Source organism: Chryseobacterium phosphatilyticum (assembly GCF_002899825.2).
Classification (GTDB): Bacteria; Bacteroidota; Bacteroidia; order Flavobacteriales; family Weeksellaceae; genus Chryseobacterium; species Chryseobacterium phosphatilyticum.
The window spans coordinates 60,967-79,594 of sequence record NZ_PPED02000006.1 but is presented as its reverse complement, the minus strand read 5'-3'; the positions used below and the strand labels follow the sequence as shown (position 1 = coordinate 79,594).

19 protein-coding genes are annotated in these 18,628 nt (G+C 36.8%); 13 read left to right on the top strand and 6 right to left on the bottom strand.

What is annotated here, in order from left to right:
- Positions 1-20 precede the first annotated feature (20 nt).
- From C1631_RS20480 to C1631_RS20465, 4 genes are all read left to right on the top strand, one after another.
- Entirely contained in the window at positions 21-629 is a 609-nt protein-coding gene (locus C1631_RS20480; protein WP_103247313.1) for a TerD family protein, read from the top strand.
- 89 nt (positions 630-718) lie between these two features.
- Positions 719-1,750, top strand: a complete 1,032-nt coding sequence (locus tag C1631_RS20475) for a TerC/Alx family metal homeostasis membrane protein (protein ID WP_109713929.1) — start codon at positions 719-721, stop codon at positions 1,748-1,750.
- Positions 1,751-1,913: 163 nt separating this feature from the next.
- Positions 1,914-2,441 carry a TetR/AcrR family transcriptional regulator gene (locus tag C1631_RS20470; protein WP_103247311.1) on the top strand — a complete coding sequence of 176 codons (528 nt, stop codon included), beginning with the start codon at positions 1,914-1,916 and terminating at the stop codon, positions 2,439-2,441.
- Between the two features lie 4 nt (positions 2,442-2,445).
- A complete protein-coding gene (locus C1631_RS20465; protein ID WP_103247310.1) occupies positions 2,446-2,859 on the top strand; it encodes a nuclear transport factor 2 family protein in 414 nt (137 codons plus the stop codon).
- Positions 2,860-2,992: 133 nt separating this feature from the next.
- Here the strand turns inward: C1631_RS20465 and C1631_RS20460 are convergent, their stop codons facing one another.
- Positions 2,993-4,006, bottom strand: a complete 1,014-nt coding sequence (locus C1631_RS20460; protein WP_109713927.1) for a catalase family protein — start codon at positions 4,004-4,006, stop codon at positions 2,993-2,995.
- 261 nt (positions 4,007-4,267) lie between these two features.
- Between C1631_RS20460 and bamJ the strand changes: the two genes are divergently transcribed.
- From bamJ to C1631_RS20435, 5 genes are all read left to right on the top strand, one after another.
- Positions 4,268-4,702 (top strand): BamJ family beta-barrel-assembly machinery protein, encoded by a 435-nt coding sequence (bamJ, locus tag C1631_RS20455; RefSeq protein ID WP_103247308.1) that lies wholly within the window; start codon positions 4,268-4,270, stop codon positions 4,700-4,702.
- Positions 4,703-4,857: 155 nt separating this feature from the next.
- Positions 4,858-5,808, top strand: coding sequence for a hypothetical protein (locus C1631_RS20450; protein ID WP_109713925.1), 951 nt, complete (start codon positions 4,858-4,860; stop codon positions 5,806-5,808).
- Positions 5,809-5,874: 66 nt separating this feature from the next.
- Positions 5,875-6,285: an Rrf2 family transcriptional regulator gene (locus C1631_RS20445; RefSeq protein WP_103248176.1), complete on the top strand. Its 411-nt coding sequence runs from the start codon at positions 5,875-5,877 to the stop codon at positions 6,283-6,285.
- A 59-nt stretch (positions 6,286-6,344) separates the two neighbouring features.
- Positions 6,345-6,998: an NAD(P)-dependent oxidoreductase gene (locus C1631_RS20440; protein WP_109713923.1), complete on the top strand. Its 654-nt coding sequence runs from the start codon at positions 6,345-6,347 to the stop codon at positions 6,996-6,998.
- A 22-nt stretch (positions 6,999-7,020) separates the two neighbouring features.
- Positions 7,021-8,196, top strand: a complete 1,176-nt coding sequence (locus tag C1631_RS20435) for an MBL fold metallo-hydrolase (protein WP_109713921.1) — start codon at positions 7,021-7,023, stop codon at positions 8,194-8,196.
- A gap of 366 nt (positions 8,197-8,562) precedes the next feature.
- Here C1631_RS20435 and C1631_RS20430 read toward each other — a convergent pair whose 3' ends face one another.
- On the bottom strand, positions 8,563-9,597 hold the full coding sequence (locus C1631_RS20430; protein WP_103248174.1) for a M23 family metallopeptidase: 1,035 nt from the start codon (positions 9,595-9,597) through the stop codon (positions 8,563-8,565).
- 222 nt (positions 9,598-9,819) lie between these two features.
- Here C1631_RS20430 and C1631_RS20425 point away from each other — a divergent pair, with 222 nt between their 5' ends.
- Entirely contained in the window at positions 9,820-10,851 is a 1,032-nt protein-coding gene (locus C1631_RS20425) for an NAD(P)H-dependent glycerol-3-phosphate dehydrogenase (RefSeq protein ID WP_103248173.1), read from the top strand.
- A gap of 82 nt (positions 10,852-10,933) precedes the next feature.
- Here the strand turns inward: C1631_RS20425 and C1631_RS20420 are convergent, their stop codons facing one another.
- Genes C1631_RS20420 through C1631_RS20410 form a run of 3 tightly spaced genes read right to left on the bottom strand, consistent with a single transcriptional unit; the run spans position 10,934 to position 13,662 of the window.
- Complete coding sequence (locus tag C1631_RS20420) at positions 10,934-11,710, bottom strand: phage tail-like protein (RefSeq protein WP_103248172.1); 777 nt, start codon at positions 11,708-11,710, stop codon at positions 10,934-10,936.
- Positions 11,711-11,721: 11 nt separating this feature from the next.
- Positions 11,722-12,543: a phage tail-like protein gene (locus C1631_RS20415; RefSeq protein WP_103248171.1), complete on the bottom strand. Its 822-nt coding sequence runs from the start codon at positions 12,541-12,543 to the stop codon at positions 11,722-11,724.
- 12 nt (positions 12,544-12,555) lie between these two features.
- Positions 12,556-13,662 carry a phage tail-like protein gene (locus tag C1631_RS20410; protein WP_109713916.1) on the bottom strand — a complete coding sequence of 369 codons (1,107 nt, stop codon included), beginning with the start codon at positions 13,660-13,662 and terminating at the stop codon, positions 12,556-12,558.
- 512 nt (positions 13,663-14,174) lie between these two features.
- Here C1631_RS20410 and mqo point away from each other — a divergent pair.
- From mqo to C1631_RS20395, 3 genes are all read left to right on the top strand, one after another.
- A complete protein-coding gene (mqo, locus tag C1631_RS20405) occupies positions 14,175-15,680 on the top strand; it encodes a malate dehydrogenase (quinone) (RefSeq protein ID WP_109714084.1) in 1,506 nt (501 codons plus the stop codon).
- A gap of 74 nt (positions 15,681-15,754) precedes the next feature.
- Positions 15,755-16,156 carry a hypothetical protein gene (locus C1631_RS20400; protein ID WP_103246866.1) on the top strand — a complete coding sequence of 134 codons (402 nt, stop codon included), beginning with the start codon at positions 15,755-15,757 and terminating at the stop codon, positions 16,154-16,156.
- Positions 16,157-16,162: 6 nt separating this feature from the next.
- Positions 16,163-17,029, top strand: a complete 867-nt coding sequence (locus C1631_RS20395; protein WP_103246867.1) for an AadS family aminoglycoside 6-adenylyltransferase — start codon at positions 16,163-16,165, stop codon at positions 17,027-17,029.
- Between the two features lie 2 nt (positions 17,030-17,031).
- Here the strand turns inward: C1631_RS20395 and C1631_RS20390 are convergent, their stop codons facing one another.
- The gene (locus C1631_RS20390; RefSeq protein ID WP_109713914.1) at positions 17,032-18,612 is read right to left on the bottom strand and encodes a GMC family oxidoreductase N-terminal domain-containing protein; all 1,581 of its coding nucleotides are present in this window, start codon (positions 18,610-18,612) and stop codon (positions 17,032-17,034) included.
- Positions 18,613-18,628 lie beyond the last annotated feature (16 nt).

Below are 18,628 nucleotides of genomic sequence, written 5' to 3'. Positions count from 1 at the left end.
TAACAACAAAACATAAAAAAATGGCTATCAACTTACAAAAGGGTCAAAGAATTAACCTTAAAAAAGAAAACGGAGCTGAGCTTTCTCAGGCTTGTGTAGGAATCAACTGGGGAGCAATTGAAAAAAAAGGATTTTTCGGAACTAAAAAAGAAGCAGTAGACTTAGATGGAAGCTGTATTTTATATGATTCAAACAAAAATGTAACGGAAGTAATCTATTTCGGTAACTTAAAATCTAGAAACGGTTCTGTAAGACACAGTGGAGATGATCTTACAGGAGATGTTGACGGGGATGACGGACTGGACAACGAGGTGATCACTGTAGATTTCAGCAAACTGGAGCCTAATGTAGAGCACGTTGCCATGGTTCTGAACAGTTACAGAGGGCAGGATTTCGGAACAATTCCTTTCGCTTCTATCCGTATCTACGAAGGAACCCCTACCAATGTAAGAGAAGTTTTTGCAAAATATGATATTGCCAATGATGCTTCTTTCAGCGGACATGTAGCCATGGTAATGGGAGTTTTCTATAAGAGAAACGGAGAATGGAAATTCAATGCGATCGGAGACCCTACTGCCGACAGAAAGCTGGAACAAACTGTCCAGACTGTGCAGATGAATTATTTGTAACTAATTATCAATCAAAAGATAAAATAAACAGCAATATTTGTACCTTGTACACATATTGCTTTTATCATATATAATAACACATTAATCAAGTGGAAAAACATCAGAGTATTTTAGAATTGCACCCGGGTCTGGTCTGGGGATTTGCGATAACGGTCGTTATCATGCTGCTCCTGGACTTAGGAGTATTCAACAAAAAAAGTCACGAAGTTTCGTCCAAAGAAGCTACCATCTGGTCTATCGTATGGATTTCACTCTCTATGGTGTTTTCAGGAGTGGTGTACTGGGTTTTCAATCAAGCAGACGGGCATGCACTTGCGGTAGAAAAGTTTACACAATATCAGGCCGCCTATTGGATTGAGAAAGCACTTTCTGTGGATAACTTATTCGTATTTATCCTCGTCTTTGGATTCTTTAAAGTACCTAAATATCTTCATCATAAAGTTCTTTTCTGGGGGATTATCGGAGCATTGATCTTCAGAGCAATATTTATTTTTGCGGGAGTAGGGCTGATTAACCTGACCTATCTTCCTGAAATGCATATTTTCGGAGAAGCAGTAAAGATCAACATTGTCATGACCTTGTTTGGTTTATTCCTTGTATATGCGGGTATAAAATCTTGGGGTGACGGTGATGATGACGATGACGAAGATTACAGCAACACAGCCGGTGCAAGACTGATCAAAAGTTTCTGGAAAGTTTCAGACAACTACGATGGAGATAAGTTCTTCACCATTCAGAACGGAATCAAGATGGCTACACCTCTTTTGGTTGTGGTAGGGGTAATTGAATTTACAGACGTTCTTTTTGCCGTAGATTCCATTCCTGCGATCTTTGCCATTTCAGATGACCCGTTCATCCTTTATACATCGAATATCTTTGCGATCTTAGGTCTTAGATCATTGTATTTCCTGTTGGCCAACTTTATTCACATGTTCAGCAAACTTCCATACGGGCTGGCTATTATCCTTTCGTTCATCGGAGTTAAAATGCTGATTGCACCATGGTATCACATTTCATCCCCTGTTTCATTAGGAATTGTAGGTGGAGTATTGGTTATCTCTGTTATTCTATCCATTATGTTCCCTGATAAAGAAGAGGAAAAAGAGAAAGTAGAAGAGTAGTAGATACTATTTTGATATATAAATGGCCCCTGAGAATTTATCCCGGGGGCTTTTTTTGTGGTGTAGAGAGAGGCTGGACGATAGTTTTTTTAAAATTAAAATAGACAGACAGGTTTGTCTATTTTAATTTTTTGTATTACATTTGCTTTACAAAAAAAGGAATATGGGATCACCAAAACAAAGAATTGTAGAAACAACCTTTGATTTGTTTAGCAAACAAGGATATAATTCTACAGGCATCAACCAGATTATTGCAGAAGCGGGAGTGGCAAAGGCAAGCTTTTATCAGCATTTTAAATCTAAAGAAGATCTTTGTGTAGAGTTTCTGAATGTAAGACATGAATACTGGTTTAAAGAGCTTATTGATTTTTCATCCCAGGCTGAAGACCTTCAGAATCAATTAATCAAAGCTTTTGATTTTCTGATTTATATGAATGAGAAAGAGCATTTCAGAGGTTGCAGTTTTCTGAATATTCTATCTGAAATTCCTGCAGACAATATTAAAATCCTGAGTGTTATACAATCTCATAAGTCAGATCTCCGGAATTACTTTTTAGAATTGTTGAAAGACGATGCGCTTTCTGACCATATTTATATGCTTTTTGAAAGCAGTATTATAGAAAGCCAACTTTTCAAATCCAATGAACTGATTGAAAAATCAAAACAAATAGTCACCAATTTAATATATTAAAACGATGGAACAGAAACATCCGCTTCCGCCTTTCACATTAGAAACGGCTAAGGAAAAAATTCAGTTGGCAGAAGATGCCTGGAACAGTCAGGATCCTGAAAGGGTTTCTAAAGCATATACTACCGATAGTGAATGGAGAAACAGGGATACTTTTGTCAGTGGAAGAGAAGAGATCGTAGAATTTCTTCAAAAGAAATGGGAAAAAGAGCTGCACTATAAGCTTAAGAAAGAATATTGGGCTCATACTGATAACCGTATAGCTGTACGTTTCGAATATGAATATCAAACCAAAGAAGGAAACTGGTTCAGGGCCTATGGAAATGAAAACTGGGAATTTGATGAAAACGGATTGATGGCCAAAAGGTATGCAAGTATCAATGATCTTGCAATCCGTGAGGAAGATAGAAAGTTCCGGTAATAATTTTTTGCCACGGATGCACGAAAGATTATAAAGTATATTCGTGGCTTTCATTTCATAGAACGGAATGGTAACCAATCTTATTTTATCGGAGATGAAATCTTTGAGCCCTTGAGGTTTTCAACATTGGCATCTATAAATCTGTACCCTTTCCATGCAGGAGCTTATTGATTTTTCTCCTCGTCTGTAGGGATACTTTATACGCTTCATCACGTAATTTCTGAATCTTACCTACCGGTTGAAAAATCGCTTTACTCTCAAATGGATTAAACGATACCAGCTCATTACTGCAAGCACGGGTATCCAGCAATGAATCTTTGTTTATTCTGACTTCACCAATTTTAAGGTATGGGGAATTTTTCCATTCTACATTCAGTTTATTGATGGGCTGGTCTTTGAGGTCATAACAAAATTGAATGAAAACATCTGCCATAAAATCTGTGGTGTGGAAGTAGTTCTTCAGTGCCTTTTTTATATTTTGTTTCTTCCCTATATTCCTGTCAACTGTTTGAGGTTCCAGCTTAATTTTAATCATATAATCTCCGAGACGATAAGCCCCGACAGAGTAATAATCAAATGAAAGGAGAAAATCGTTCCGTTTTTGAAATAACTTTATAGTGTTTTTGATAAATGAACCCGTTAAAACTGAAGGTATTATTTTGATCATGTGGCCTGCGATAGAGAACAGGTGGCTTCCTTTTTTGATATATGACCGATTAATAGCGGTAAACAGTTTCAGAAAAGTAGAAACCGAGTTAATGGGGAATAAGGGAAAATTAACCAGGGGATAATTGGCCAGTAACCCTCCTTTTTCATCTTTGATCTGTATCGCAAAACCATAAGCCGGGATATCTTTCCTGGAGTTTTTTATTTTGAGCTGTGCATTCGAAAACCGGATGATAAGGTCAAAATGGTCTTTATCAAAAAAGGGCTGCACCCACTCAGGGATATTTTTATCAACCCAAAATATACCTTTTGCTACCGCATAGGTTTTTGCATGAGCGTTTCTGGTAGCATAATTGACGTCACTGATAGAGGAAGATTGTTCAACGAAATCTGCTATAGATTTTTTGTTAATCTCTAGTAGCTTTTTCTCCTCTTCATTCAGTTCGTCGAACTTCTTATTATATTTTAATGGATCTGGCATTTAGTTTTTAAATCCAATTATAACGCCAAGTTTCGGATTCTGTGTTAATAGAGTATTACAATTATTTGAATTTTATGGATAAGAAAGTATGAAATACTCAAGGTATGATTTTAAAGCTTGTCTATTTTGAATTAATAATTGTTTAAAAATTTGATTTTCAGAATGTTTTATGATTTTAAAATAACCTTTTCATTCCTTTGCTCTTAATTAGACTTTTACCCTTAATCTTAAAAAGCACTATCTTTGTAAAAAAATAAAATTATGGGAGTAGCAGACATGTTATTTAAACGTAAAAAAGAATTGGCAGAAAAGAACCTGAAAGATGGTAAAGAATATATGGAAGAGTATGGTAAAAGAGAAAGTGTTGTTCAGTTACAAAGTGGCTTACAGTATGAGATCATCACAGAAGGAGACGGGGCAAAACCCGGGCCTAAATCTACGGTGAAATGCCACTACCACGGAACTACAATTTCAGGTAAAGTTTTCGACAGCTCTGTGAAAAGAGGTACTCCTGCATCTTTCCCTCTAAACAGAGTTATTGCAGGATGGACAGAAGCTCTTCAGTTAATGCCTGTTGGAAGTAAATGGAGATTGATCATCCCTCCGCATCTGGCATACGGAGATCAGCAAATCAGTAAAGAAATTGGACCCAACAGTACGTTGGTTTTTGAAGTGGAATTGCTGGATATTAAATAATCCAACTTAAAAATAGATTAAAAATTTACCTGATATCAGGTAAATTTTTTTATTTGTATTATATTCGTATTGATGAATTGTAATAAGAATTGAATGGTTCCTGAATATCAATCTGTTTACAATTTGTAGGTGTATCACACAAAAAATAGGAATGAATGAAAAAACTCTTTTATCTTCTTGCTGTTTTTAGTCTATTAATTTCTTGTGTTTCCAAGAAAAATCAGGCTATTAAACAAAATATTCTGACTCTCAAAGACAGTTACTGTAAAGCTCCTTTTAAATACAACTATAGTAACAGGCTTCCTTCTTATAACTCAGATTCTATTGTAGAAGCGAATAAAAATTTAAAAACCATGTTCTCTGATCAGAGTATTCTCATCTTGAATGCACTGGATAATCTGGATGAGGTTCATAAAATTGTTGAGCTTAAAAAAGATTCATCTCTGGCTTCACAGGTGAAAATTTTACAACTCAAAACCAAAATCAACAGCCGGATTACAATTGCTTTGACCGAACTGGATGCTGTAGCGGCTGAGTTCGACTGTGAAGGAGAAAGGGTGGCTCAGATTGGAAATTATGTGGATAATCTCAACTCTTCCAGAAATAATAAACTTATTTTATATTCAATCATTGCCGGGGCTGCTTCTTCTATCGCAGGAGGAATTGTAAAAAGTGATGGTTGGGATAATGCGATCGGAATCGGCGGAGGTATTTTGGGAGCGGGGTTTGGTTTGGCAACACTTAACCCAAAAGGAAAGAAAGTAGAATTTATCCATCAGAGAAATCTTTTAAGGGATATCTGGAGAGAAAGGCTGGAGTCTCCGAATTTCCCGCCATTTATCTGGTATATGTATACGGAGAAAAAGTTTTCCAACAGAGAAGAACATTCATTGATCAGTAATATGAAAACACGATGGCTGCACTACCAGTTTGATGATGATAAAGCAGCAGCGGATCAATCAGTTATTTTCAGTGATGGCGGATTTTATCGTGCTGATGACCTTCATAACCGTGCGGCAATGCTTAACCAGATGCAATCAGCCACCAGAACGATCAATCAAAATATCAATTATTTACTTTTAGATCTGGACAAATTAATACTTTAAGAAAAAATTAACTGTAATAAAATTTGTTACATTTAAAAAAAGTTATATCTTTGCCATGTAATTGAAATGAATAATACAAGATTTGCTACGGCAGTACATATTATGACCTTACTGGCAAAAAGTCCTCAGGAGTGGCTTACTTCTGAATGGATGGCGGGTAGTATTAATGTAAATCCGGTGATTGTGAGAAAGGAAATCAGTGTATTGAGAGAAGCAGGCCTGATCATAAGCCGACAAGGGAAAGAAGGAGGAAGCCAGCTTGCAAAAGATGCTGATGCGATCACCATTTCACAAATCTACAGAGCAGTAAAAAATACCGAAGTATTAGGAAAGAAAAACCAAAATCCTAATCCCGCGTGTAGTGTAGGAAAAGAAATTAATATTCATTTAAATACTTTATTTGAAGAAACAGATCAATTGGTAACAAATTTTTTAGGAGACAAGTCATTGCAGGAATTTACCAACCATTTCAACTAAAATTTTTTACCCTTAAATGTAACAAAATTTATTACAATTTAATTTTAAAATAAAACATTATGAAAAAAGTAGCAGTAATCGGAGCAACCGGATTTGTAGGAACACAAATAGTAAATGAACTTGCTCATAGAGGCTATGCTGTAGAAGCTTTGGTGAGAGATGCATCAAAGGTAAAAACACAAGAGAACGTAACGGCAAAAAGCGTAGACGTAAACAATGTAAATGCGCTGGCAGATGTTCTGAAAGGAAGTGATGCGGTAATCAGTGCATTCAATGCAGGCTGGACAAATCCTAATCTTTACAATGATTTCTTAAATGGTTCTCAAAATATTCAAAAAGCGGTAGAAGAAGCTGGTGTGAAAAGATTAATCGTAGTTGGAGGGGCAGGAAGCCTTTATACACCGGATAACATACAGATCGTGGATACCCCTGATTTCCCGGATGCATACAAGCCAGGAGCGACGGCAGCAAGAGATTATTTAAATAAAATCAAAGAAAACAATACATTAGACTGGACTTTCTTTAGCCCTGCAGTAGAAATGAACCAGGCAAACGTAGGAGAGAGAACAGGGAAATACAGAACTTCATTGGAAACTCCTGTATTTGATGAAAATGGGAGAAGCCGTCTTTCGGTAGAAGATGTAGCGGTAGTTTTAGTAGATGAATTGGAACAAAACAACCATATCCGCGAACGTTTTACAGCAGCTTACTAGTTTTTAATCTAAAAGAACAAAAATGGTAAAAAAGAAATTATTATCGTTGATAGCCGTACTGGGTTTTATAAGTTTAGTATGGGCCGGAAATCTAAAAATAAAGGTATATAACCCGGGAACCAAAGCTATTTTTCCTATTACTTCTACTATTGTTTATGGTGACAAAGACGCAATGCTTATTGATGCTCAATTTCAAAAGCAATATGCGGAACAGTTGGTGAAAGAAATAAAGGCAAGCGGTAAAAACCTGAAGACTGTTTTTATTTCTCATAGTGATCCAGATTTTTACTTTGGATTGGATGTGATTAAAAACGCTTTTCCTAATGTAAGGATTATTTCAACAGCTCAGACAGCCTATCTGATATCCGCTTCAAAAGATGATAAACTTACTGTCTGGAAACCGCAGTTGAAAGCAGATGCCCCTTCTGAAATTATCATTCCGGAAGCAGTAACTGCTATTCCTGATCTTGAAGGGAATACAATTGAGATCAAACAGAATCCTGAAGATCCTGCTCACAGTTTTCTTTGGATTCCATCTATTAAAACAATTGCAGGAGGGATCTCAGTTTCAGTAGATTCGCATCTTTGGATGGCGGATACTCAAAATGTAAAGGCGATTGACCAATGGATCGGACAAATCAATGCAATGAAAACATTGAATCCTGAACAGGTAATACCTTCGCACTTTGTAAAGCAAACCTTGTCACCTCAATCGCTTGATTTTGTGAAAAGCTACCTTGAAAACTATAAAAAAGCAGTGACAGAAAATACAACAACTCCTGCTATTGTAGATTTTATGGTTAAAAAATATCCCAGCCTTCCGGGAAAAGATGAACTGGAAATGGGAGTGAAGGTGTTCCGTGGAGAAATGGACTGGGATTTAAAATCACCTTACCCCGCCATTGGCAGAAAGGTTGAAGTAGATTTCGGAGCGGTCAAATTCCTTCTGGATTTTAAAAATAACAAAACTATGACATTCACCGGAACGGCCGGAAGCTCAAAGAACAGTACGGATACTGTAGAATATACAGCCGTAGAAGTGGCAAAGAATGTTTTTATGGTATACTGGCATGAGCCTCATCTGGGTTTCAATGTAACCCATATTCAGGATTACAATAAGAATATTGTGTATTCTAATATTGCCGGTTCTGACGGTACATTTACTCATCCTAAAGGAACCTTTAAGATTTTAAAATAAAAAACGGCTGCCAAAGGCAGCCGTTTTTATGTAACCTTAATCAAAGATATTTTTCAAAGCTTCATCAGATCAGCTTGCTGATTTCGTTCTTCGCTCACTTAAAATCATAGGAAAAGATTATAAAAACTTTGCAATGAACTTATCTCACGCAGATTTTGCAGATTTATTAATCAAGAGCTGTCTTTGTGCTATTCGTGAAATTATTAGTGTCTTTGTGTTTTAAAAAAGAATTCACATAATAGTATACTAGAAAAATCTTCAGCAGATGTGCAAGCTTAAAAATCAGCCTGATCTGCGCAATCTGCCCGCGAATACATTATCCTTTAAAGCCAAAAAAAACTGCCTCATCAGAGACAGCTTTCTATTTTATAAATTCATAAACAATTTCGGATTGACAGGTGTATTGTTTTTATGTACTTCATAATGAAGATGAGGCCCTGTAGAGCGTCCGGAGTTTCCGGATTTGGCAATGACCTGCCCTACTTTTACTTTGTCATTTACTTTAGAAATAAGTTGGGATAAATGTCCGTAAAGTGTAGCTAATCCATTGCCGTGAGAAACGATTACACAGTTTCCATACCCTCCTTTTTGCCCGGAAAAAATTATAGTGCCGGCAGCGGCAGCTCTTACATCAGATCCAAAGGCAACAGCAATATCCAGTCCTTTATGAAACTGCATCTGATCTGCTTCAGCCGGAGGATTATTTTTTTCAGCAGGAACAGTTTTGCCTGTACCGTTAGCAGCAACTGCTTTAGTCGTTGTTGAAGCAGCTGGGGTTGTTGTGGCAACAGGAGCTGCTTTAGGAGTAACCATCACTTTTACTTCCCTTTTATTTCCATAGCTGTCTGTGAGTTCAATAATCTTTTCCACCGGTTCCGCTTTTACTTCGGGTTTAGGAGCTGCGGCAACAGCTGCGGGCTCTGCTTTAGCAGCAGGAGACTTTACTGAAGCATACACTGTTTTGAAAGGGATAGGATTTTTTCTTACTCCAAAATTAGAAGAAATATATCCGTCCGTAGGCATTCCCAGTGGAACTTCCATTAGTTTCTTCTGGAGATCCATTAAGTATTGGCTATATCGGTTGGCTTGTTTGGAGAGGTAAATGGAATTTGAAATACTGTCCTGATCGAGCATCATTAATTTTTGATTCACAATGTCTTTGGCTTTCAGAAAAGAATTAAGTTCAGCAACAGTCTGATCTACCAGAGTAAGATCTGTTTTCATTTTTAAATAATCTACACTGTCTTTTTCAGTGTTTATCTTAACAAGGTTGACCTCATAGTTTTTGTTATCTTTTTCAGAAAACAGCTTGGCAATAAGGATACCTTGTGCAAAAACTACTAATAAAAGTCCTCCGAGAAGAATATTTACGTTCTTTTTGCTGTTTAGAAATTTTTTCATATTTCTTCAGTATGGGTAAAACGGTTTTTTAAGACTGCAAATTTAATTAAAAATAATCTTTGTGAGTTATCTTTATCTAAAATTCAGTTTTTTCTGTATCTAACGCTGAATTGTTTATTTAATTGTGTTGAGATGGTGTTTTTTTAAGAATATGGTTTTTATCATGCTTTCCAGGCTCCTGTTAAATCTATGTTTAATATATTTGCAGTTCACATTCCAATTATGGCTAAAAAGAAAATAATTTCAGAATCTTCGAATCCAAAAAAGAATATTTCTGTAGGGGTAGTAGGGAGCGGAAGTTTTGCAACTGCTATTGTAAAAATGTTGGTTGAAAATTGCAAAGTAGTACACTGGTGTGTAAGAAGTGAATTTGTAAAAGGAGCTATTGAGCTTCGCGGACATAACCCGACGTATCTTACAGCGGCCCATTTTAATCTTAAGAATTTAAAACTTACCACAGATATTAATGAATTAGTGTCTGCCTGCGATGTCGTTGTTTTGGCAACACCTTCCATTTATCTTGCGGATACGTTAGATAAAATGACCTGTAATTATTCGGATAAAATTTTCGTTTCTGCAATTAAAGGGATTATTCCAAGAGTCAATGATGTAGTAGCACATTATCTGCGTGATGAATTTAAAATAGGTTTCAGAAATCAGGCCGTTATTGCCGGACCTTGTCATGCAGAGGAAGTTGCTATGGAAAGATTGTCATATCTTACCATTGCTACAGTGGAAGATGAGGTCGCTGAAAAACTTGAAGGGGTTTTCAGTTCAGATTTTATTAAAGTACAAACCAGTAAAGATATTTTAGGAAACGAGTACAGCGCAATTCTCAAAAATATTTTTGCCATCGGAGCGGGTATTGCAAGTGGATTAGGGTATGGTGACAACTTTACTGCGGTGTTTGTTTCTAATGCAATCCGTGAAATGGAGACTTTCCTGGAAGCTATTTATGAAGCTCCGAGAGATGTCAATGAAAGTGCTTATCTGGGAGACCTTCTGGTAACAGCTTATTCTCTTTTCTCAAGAAACCGAAACTTAGGAAATCTTATCGGAAAAGGATATACCGTGAAATCAGCAATTCAGTCTATGAACATGGTGGCAGAAGGGTATTATGCTGCAGACTCTATTTATAAAACTGCAAAACAAAAAAATCTTAAATTACCTATCATTGAAACGGTGTATGCCATTCTTTATGAAGGTAAAAATGCAGAAAAACAATTCAAAAAACTGACTGCAAAACTGAATTAAATAAAATAAGGTTCCACAATGAGAACCTTATTTTATATTAAATATTTATAAAACTTAAGCGTAACCTATGCTTAAGTTTTTTTTATTGACTCATTTTTGTGATGATAAGAGCCAATGATGATCTTACATTCAGGTTGCTCGCTGTAAAGCCATTTCCTGTATCAAATTCAAATTTTTGTCGGATTGTAGTCGGTGCTGTCAATGTTAAAAAATAACTTCCCTGAAAGAATGTAAAAGAGCTGGATAGCTGACACATTCTGTTGGTTTCCGTAATTGTTGCACTGGTAGCGGCATTAATAAGATAAGATCGTGTACAGGTGAAATTCTGGGACAAATATTGTGTATTAGCTGTTCCATTGTTGTTACCTGCATTACTTGAATCCACCGAATATCGGAGAATATAAGTTCCGGCCGGTAACGTAATGGTAGAAGTATCAGCTCCCAGAGACGCTCCGGTAATTTTATTAGCGGCAACACTAAAGTTGGTCAAAGTATTATTGGTACTCCCCGTAGGAATTAAAACCCCGGAATTAATAATCAAAGACATTGTTTGAGGTTCTGAACCTGAAAGGATAGCTCGCTGCCAGCGGTCTCTGATCCAAACATAATACCCTTTCGGAAAAGTGGAGGCTCCTCCTTTATTATAAATCATTAATCCATCAGCCGGGTTTGCTATAGGGGTACTTGTATTGTTGAGTACAGTGAGGTCATATTGAGGAAAAAGAACTCCTTTATTAGAAGAATTAATTTCCAGAACACTGCTTGTATTGGGGGTGCTTGTATTGATGCCAACTTGTGCATTAATGGACGTGCCGAATAAGATGACAGACATACAAACAATATAAATATAGTTTTTCATGATAATACTAATTATTGGTTAAGGGCAGATCTTTGAATATCTACTTTGGTGTTGGTGATAATAATTTCTCCATTGTTGGGAGCAGCACCTCCGGCCCCGTTTTGATACGTACCTCCTGCATCATGAGCAATGGATGGAACCAATGTAATAGGAGTTGCTGAAGTAGACACAAAAGAAAAGCTCATATTAAGAGTATGTGTTTTATTGCTTGCTATGGATTGAGCATTAATACTAATGGTTTTTCCATATTGTGTACCGGTTACAGGATCTACGAGCTTTACCAGATACTGATGCAGATGAACCTGAGTTCCTCCTATTCCTGCGCTGGCACTTTCAAGAGCCGTTCTTATATTCAGACATAGATTAACTAAATAACCACTGTTTCCGGGAAGACTAATGGCTCCTGAACCTGTATTATAAGTTGCTCCGATATCATTGGATACTACGGTAAAAGCAGCGTCAGTAAAGTTTTTAAATGTACCATTAGCCAAATTTCCCAATATCGTATAATCTGTTGTACGTTGAAGCATCATATAGCTCACCAGGTTATAGGTATCGGCCATCTGAGTCCATTTGTTGTTTTTCCATATATAAATACCCGGGCTGATTGAATTTCCTTTATTGTAAACAACAAGGCCATCTGTAGGATTATTGACAGGTGTTGTTTTGTTTAATATATCTGTGATATCAATTCTTGGAAGTAGAACTCCTTTGTTGGTAGATTCGGATACTTCCAACACGGCAGAATTATTAACAGTTGTTTTACCTATTCCAACTTGTGCATATATTGTCTGTGCTATAATGAATAATAGCAGGATATAACTTTTTTTCATGTGTTGGTTGTTTTAAAGTTGTGATATTTTAATATAAGATCCGGTAGGAATCACATTAACGAGATCGTAAAAGGTACTGTTTTGCATTCTTCCTAAGCGTAGCCTTAGTCCTCCGATGATATTGGCATCAGCATTTGCAGGAACACTGTAGTAATAAGACCAGGTTGCCAGATGGTTAGTATTTACCTTAGATACGATAGGAACTTCTTTTCTGGTATTGGCTCCTCCGGTAAATGTGTTGCTGGTATTATTGTAGATATCATTGGTAAAATCTATAAAATATCCCATCAGATAATAGGTGCTGCCTGAAAGAGGAGCGGTTCCTCCCTGTCCGGCTGGACTTTCCTGAGGTGAATTTAAATTAAGATTTACTTCTACGAGATAATTTCCCTGAGGAAGAACCAAAGAATAACCTCCTGAGCTTGGATTCTGAACAACTTTAAACCCATTGATGTTTGATACCCCGGAAATAGCCGGAGGATTTACCATAAGCTGAGTGTTAGCACCCGCTACAGCATTATCTAGGGCAGATAAAGATCCTGTGAAATCAAGATATGCAACCTTAGGCGTATTTTCAGCATCAATAGTACTTTGCCATTGATTGGAAGTACTGTTGAAAGTATGCAGTGTTTTATTATTACTATTGGCTCCTCCATTGTATGCAAGCAAACCATTGGCTGGAGAAGCTACTGGAGTTGTTGTACTGCTGAGGTTGGCAATATTAAGGTTTGGAAATAACATTCCTTTATTCCCTCCGGATACCACCACTGTTGGAGCTGTTGTATAACCACTTCCGCCGTTGTTGATTGTAATACCTGTTACCACACCGTTGGTAAGTGTTGCTGTAGCGCGGGCTTTTGTACCACCGTTGACAACAGAACCTCCTCCATAAAAGTTGACTGTGGGAACAGTGGAATAGCCACTTCCTCCATTTGTTATGGTAATTCCAGTGATAGCACCACCGGATATCGTGGCGGTTGCAGTCGCTGAAACTCCATTGAAATTTTCGATATGCAGAATTGCACTGGGGTCCGGTTTGGACGTGTTGATTCCTACACTTCCGCTCTGGGCTAAAGCCACTGTTGCGAAAAATGTACATACGAAGTTGACAATTTTCATCTTTATAATGTTTACGAAATAATTTTAACTAAATACACTGGAATATGGTATTTATTTATTGAAAGATACATATAAAATACCAGTATTTTATTGTTTTTGAATAGATTTTTATCTATAAAATTACGTATTTTTCAATAAAAAGTGACTTTATGTTTGTATTTAATAATACTTTATCACTTATTATTGATAAAATATAATGACGTAAATCATTATGGTTAAAGTGTTTTTTATTGTAAACTTAAATAAACTTAAGTTTTCATAAAATTTATGTCTTTGAACAATTCATTGATTAGTGAATTAAATAATATGAAAATGTGGTACTTTTTTTACTAAGATTTCATACTTCATCATTGTCTTTGTTAATCATTTCAATGAAACTTTATTGAAACTTTCCATGATAACGGGTTGTGTAATTAAGAAGTGTTTTAACTTCGAAAAATTACATGTTAAAATCGTTAAACGCGTTTCTGTTTTTAAAACTTTTCCCGAAATTTGAGGTAAAATTTAAAATTATGTCACAATCGCTTACAAGCAGAACACCGAAACCTAAATACGACGTTGTACTGATAGGCGGCGGAATCATGAGCGCCACTTTAGCAACGCTGCTTCATGAATTTGATCCAGGTCTTGAAATTGCTATCTTCGAAAGGCTAGGAAGATTTGCGAAAGAAAGCACAGCAGCATGGAACAACGCCGGAACAGGTCATTCGGCTTTTTGTGAGCTAAACTATACCCCTGAAAAAGAAGACGGAACAATTGATATCAAAAAAGCAGAGAGTATTGCAGAACAATTTGAAATCTCAAAACAATTCTGGTCCTATCTGGTAAGCAAGGGCTACATTCAGGAACCTAAAGATTTTATCAATTCTTGTCCACATATGAGCTTGGTATTTGGCGAAAAAGATGCCGATTATCTTAAAAGACGTCATGATAAAATGTCTGAGTCTGTGCTTTTCTCCGGAATGGAATTTTCTACAGATCATGAGAAATTGAGAGAATGGATTCCCTTGGTGATGAGTAAAAGAAATAAATCTGAAGTGATGGCAGCTACAAGAATGGATATGGGGACCGATGTTAATTTCGGAACACTGACCAGAAAGATGGGAAGGCATTTACTTGAAGATTCTAATGTGGAAGTTTTTTTATATCACGAAGTAAAGGATATTGACCCAAGGGAAGATGGAAAATGGGAGATGAAGGTAAAGGACAGAATACACAACCACAAACAGGAAGTTTTGGCTGATTTTGTATTTATCGGAGCAGGGGGATATGCACTTCCGTTATTGGATAGTTCAGATATCAAAGAAAGCCAGGGGTATGGAGGTTTCCCGGTTTCAGGACAATGGCTGGTGACTCATAATCAGGAATTGGTAGAAAAGCATCAGGCTAAGGTATATACGCAAGCAACAGTAGATGCACCACCGATGTCTGTTCCTCACCTTGACCTTAGAATTATTGACGGAAAAAAAGCCCTTCTTTTTGGACCTTTCGCAGGGTTTTCAACAAAATTCCTGAAGGAAGGAAGCTATCTGGATCTGCCCGAAAGTGTAAATACTAAAAATTTAAAATCACTTTTCGGTGCATGGTGGCATAATCTTCCTTTAACAAAATATCTTATCCAGCAGGTAGCGATGACCAAGTCTCAGAGAATACAACATTTGAGAGAATTCATCAAAGATGCCAATGAAGAAGACTGGGAATTGAAAGTTGCAGGACAAAGAGTTCAGATTATCAAAAAAGATGATAAACTGGGAGGGAAACTTGAATTCGGAACTGAAGTAGTGGTCAACAAGAATGGTACTATTGCTTCTCTTTTAGGAGCTTCCCCGGGCGCATCTACAGCTGTACATGCTATGTTGAATGTTATTGAAAAATGTTTCCCTGAAAAATTGAATGGAGAATGGAAAGGTAAATTACTGGAAATGGTTCCTTCTTACGGAAAAAATTTAGCAGAACATCCTGAACTGACGGAAGAGCTAAGAAATTATACAAAAGAAAAATTAGAATTAGAATACTAACATCATCAATGGACAATGGGTAATACATCAAATAAAATGCATTACTCATTGTTTACATTCATTACTTATAAAAGGTGGAAGAAATTGTTATAAAGCCGGTCATTGCAAAAGAACTTCTTGAATCTCTTCAGACCAAAGTAGAAGAGGAAAAACAGGTTATTGTTCATTGCTGTTTTCCTGCATCACCATTTTTGGGAAATCTGATCAGAATCTGGCATTCCACTTATCTTTTTGATAATCAGTCGGAACACAGGAGCAAGCTGATTCATGCTGAAAATATTTCAATCTCTCCTTATTGGACACCTGTTCCTTTTATGCAGGATTTTTGGTTTACGTTAATATTTTCAGGACTTCCCAAAGACTGTAAAAGCTTTGATTTAAAAGAAGTCATTCCTGAAGAGGGAGGATTTTTCGTAGAATCAATTAAAAGAAATTCAACAGACGTGTACCGTGTGAAAATATCGGAATCCTATTAACTTAGTATGAAAATAAGAGAACAAAAACTAGAACAGATTGTCCGTTGGGCAGAATATAATCCTGATGTTCGTGTCGTTCTTCTGACCAGTTCTCTGGTAAATCCTTATGCTCCCGTAGATGATTTCAGTGACCTTGATATAGAGCTGGTTTTTGATAAGAGAAAAGCTTATGAAGAGGATAATACATGGGTCAGTCTTTTTGGAGATCCTATTTCTATGGTAGAAGAAAAGGATGATGTTTTTGACGGAAAACATGCCATGAAAATGGTATTATACAGAGATCATATAAAGATTGATTTTAAACTGTATCAGCTGTCAGAATTTATTGCAGAAGCTAAAGAAGAAAACCTTCCTGAAGACTGGGATGTCGGTTACAAAGTTTTGATTGATAAAGACGGTTTCACAAAAGGGATGAAATCTCCGACCTATCAATCCATCATGATTCATCAACCCGTAGAAAAGAAATTTCAGCAACTTCTCAATGACTTTTGGTGGGATACCACTTATGTTGCCAAATGCCTTAACCGTAGAGATATTTTTTACGCAAAATTTATGTCCGAGAATATATTAAGAACAGACTATCTGGTTCCTCTTATTGAGTGGTATATTGCGGCATCTCATGACTGGAATAATATCACAACCAACAAACACGGAAGACTGTTCAAAAAATATCTTTCTGCAGATGTATGGAATAAGGTCGAAGCTACCTTCTCAGGAAGTGATATTGAAGAAAACTGGAACGCATTATTTGCTTTTGCAGATCTTGTCCATGAATTAGGTGTTGATTTGGCTCAAAAACTCAATTTTACATATCCCTTCAAACTGGAACATGATATCCGGAACTATCTTGCTGAGGTGCGGTTGATGCCTTGATTTCAGGTAAATTCATTCTGATTAATCAAGTGTTCAATACAATATTCTGCAATAGCTGTAATAGTGACAAACGGATTTACCCCAATTGTTCCGGGAATGAGCGACCCATCCAACACATAAAGGTTTTCATGCCCTTTTAATTTTCCAAATGCATCAGTAGCTTCTCCAAGGACACAGCCGCCAAGAGGATGGTAGCAAATATCAGCCCCAAAACCATTGTTGAACAGAAAATGACTTCGTGTTCCTCCATTGGCGTTATTCATTTTTCTGACAAAATATTTTGCATTTTCCTTCATTTTAGCTGTATGGCTTTCATTCCAGTTCAATTGTAAAGCCTGATTGGTCTTATCAAATGTTACTTCACCTTTTTTATCAACTCTGTTGATTAATAAATAGAGAGCGGTTGCGACATCCATTCCCATCGGTAAGGGGGCAATTTCTGTGAAAAAAGCATGTTCCGGATCTTCCCAGTTATCAATTCCTCCCACCGGGATGGTGGATTGTTTAGATCCTGTTCCACCGGACAAAGGTCTTACCCAATTTCGGCCCGTCATGAAATTCCCGTTATTACCCCAGTTTTTTCCTACTTTTTCATCGATTGGCAGATTATTTATAGTGTTTGATTTCAACAGAAGCTGTAATGTTCCCATAGTACCCGCTGAAAGAATCAGTTTTTTACAATGGAATGTTTTATGAGCCAATACCTGTCCGGAAGTATTGATGTGTTGAGTGGTTACTGTATAGCTTTTATCATCATTGAGTTGAATATGATCAGCCTTGTGCAGGTCAAGGATTTCAAGATTGCCCGTTTCCAGTGCTTTTTTAAGATAGGTTTTGTCTAAACTGTTTTTGCCGTAATTATTTCCATAGATTACTTCTGTATTGAGTGCTGATCGGGGAACTTCATTCCGGTATTCTTTTTCCATATACTTGAAATCATACACATTGGGAACCCTTATTGTTTTAAAACCGGCCTTGTGAGCCTCTTCTTCACCTACTCTTGTAAATTTGTAATACGGACAATCTTTTAAAAACTGCTCATCAATAACATTTACTTTAAGCTCTTCTCGTACTAAAGGAAAATAATGATTGTAAAATTTTTCAGAATCAAGATCTGGGAAAACTTCCCTGAAATAAGATTCTTTCGGAGTAACAGCCATACCGCCGTTTACCAGTGAACCACCACCCACACCTCTTCCTACCCATATGCTGATATTGTCGAATTCCAGACGATCCAATGTTCCGGTAAATGGAGTTAAAGAAAAAATATTCATAAAAGGGGCAATGGTTTTCTTTTTGAGCCAGGCTGAGCTTTTCCCCGGTTTCAACAGATTGGAATAAGGAATTCCTGCTTTCTCCCAATGAAGCCCCATCTCAAGAAGTATCACTTTTTTTCCGGCTTCACACAAACGCAATGCAGATACAGCGCCACCATATCCACTACCTATAATGATAATGGGTGCTTCTATGGTTTCTTCTGTTACAATATGTGGAAATTGTGCTGCCTGAAATATATCGGAATACAGAAAATAAAAACCTGATAAAGCTAATACACTTGTTTTAATGAATCTTTTTCTATCCATGAAAACTATTTTTCAA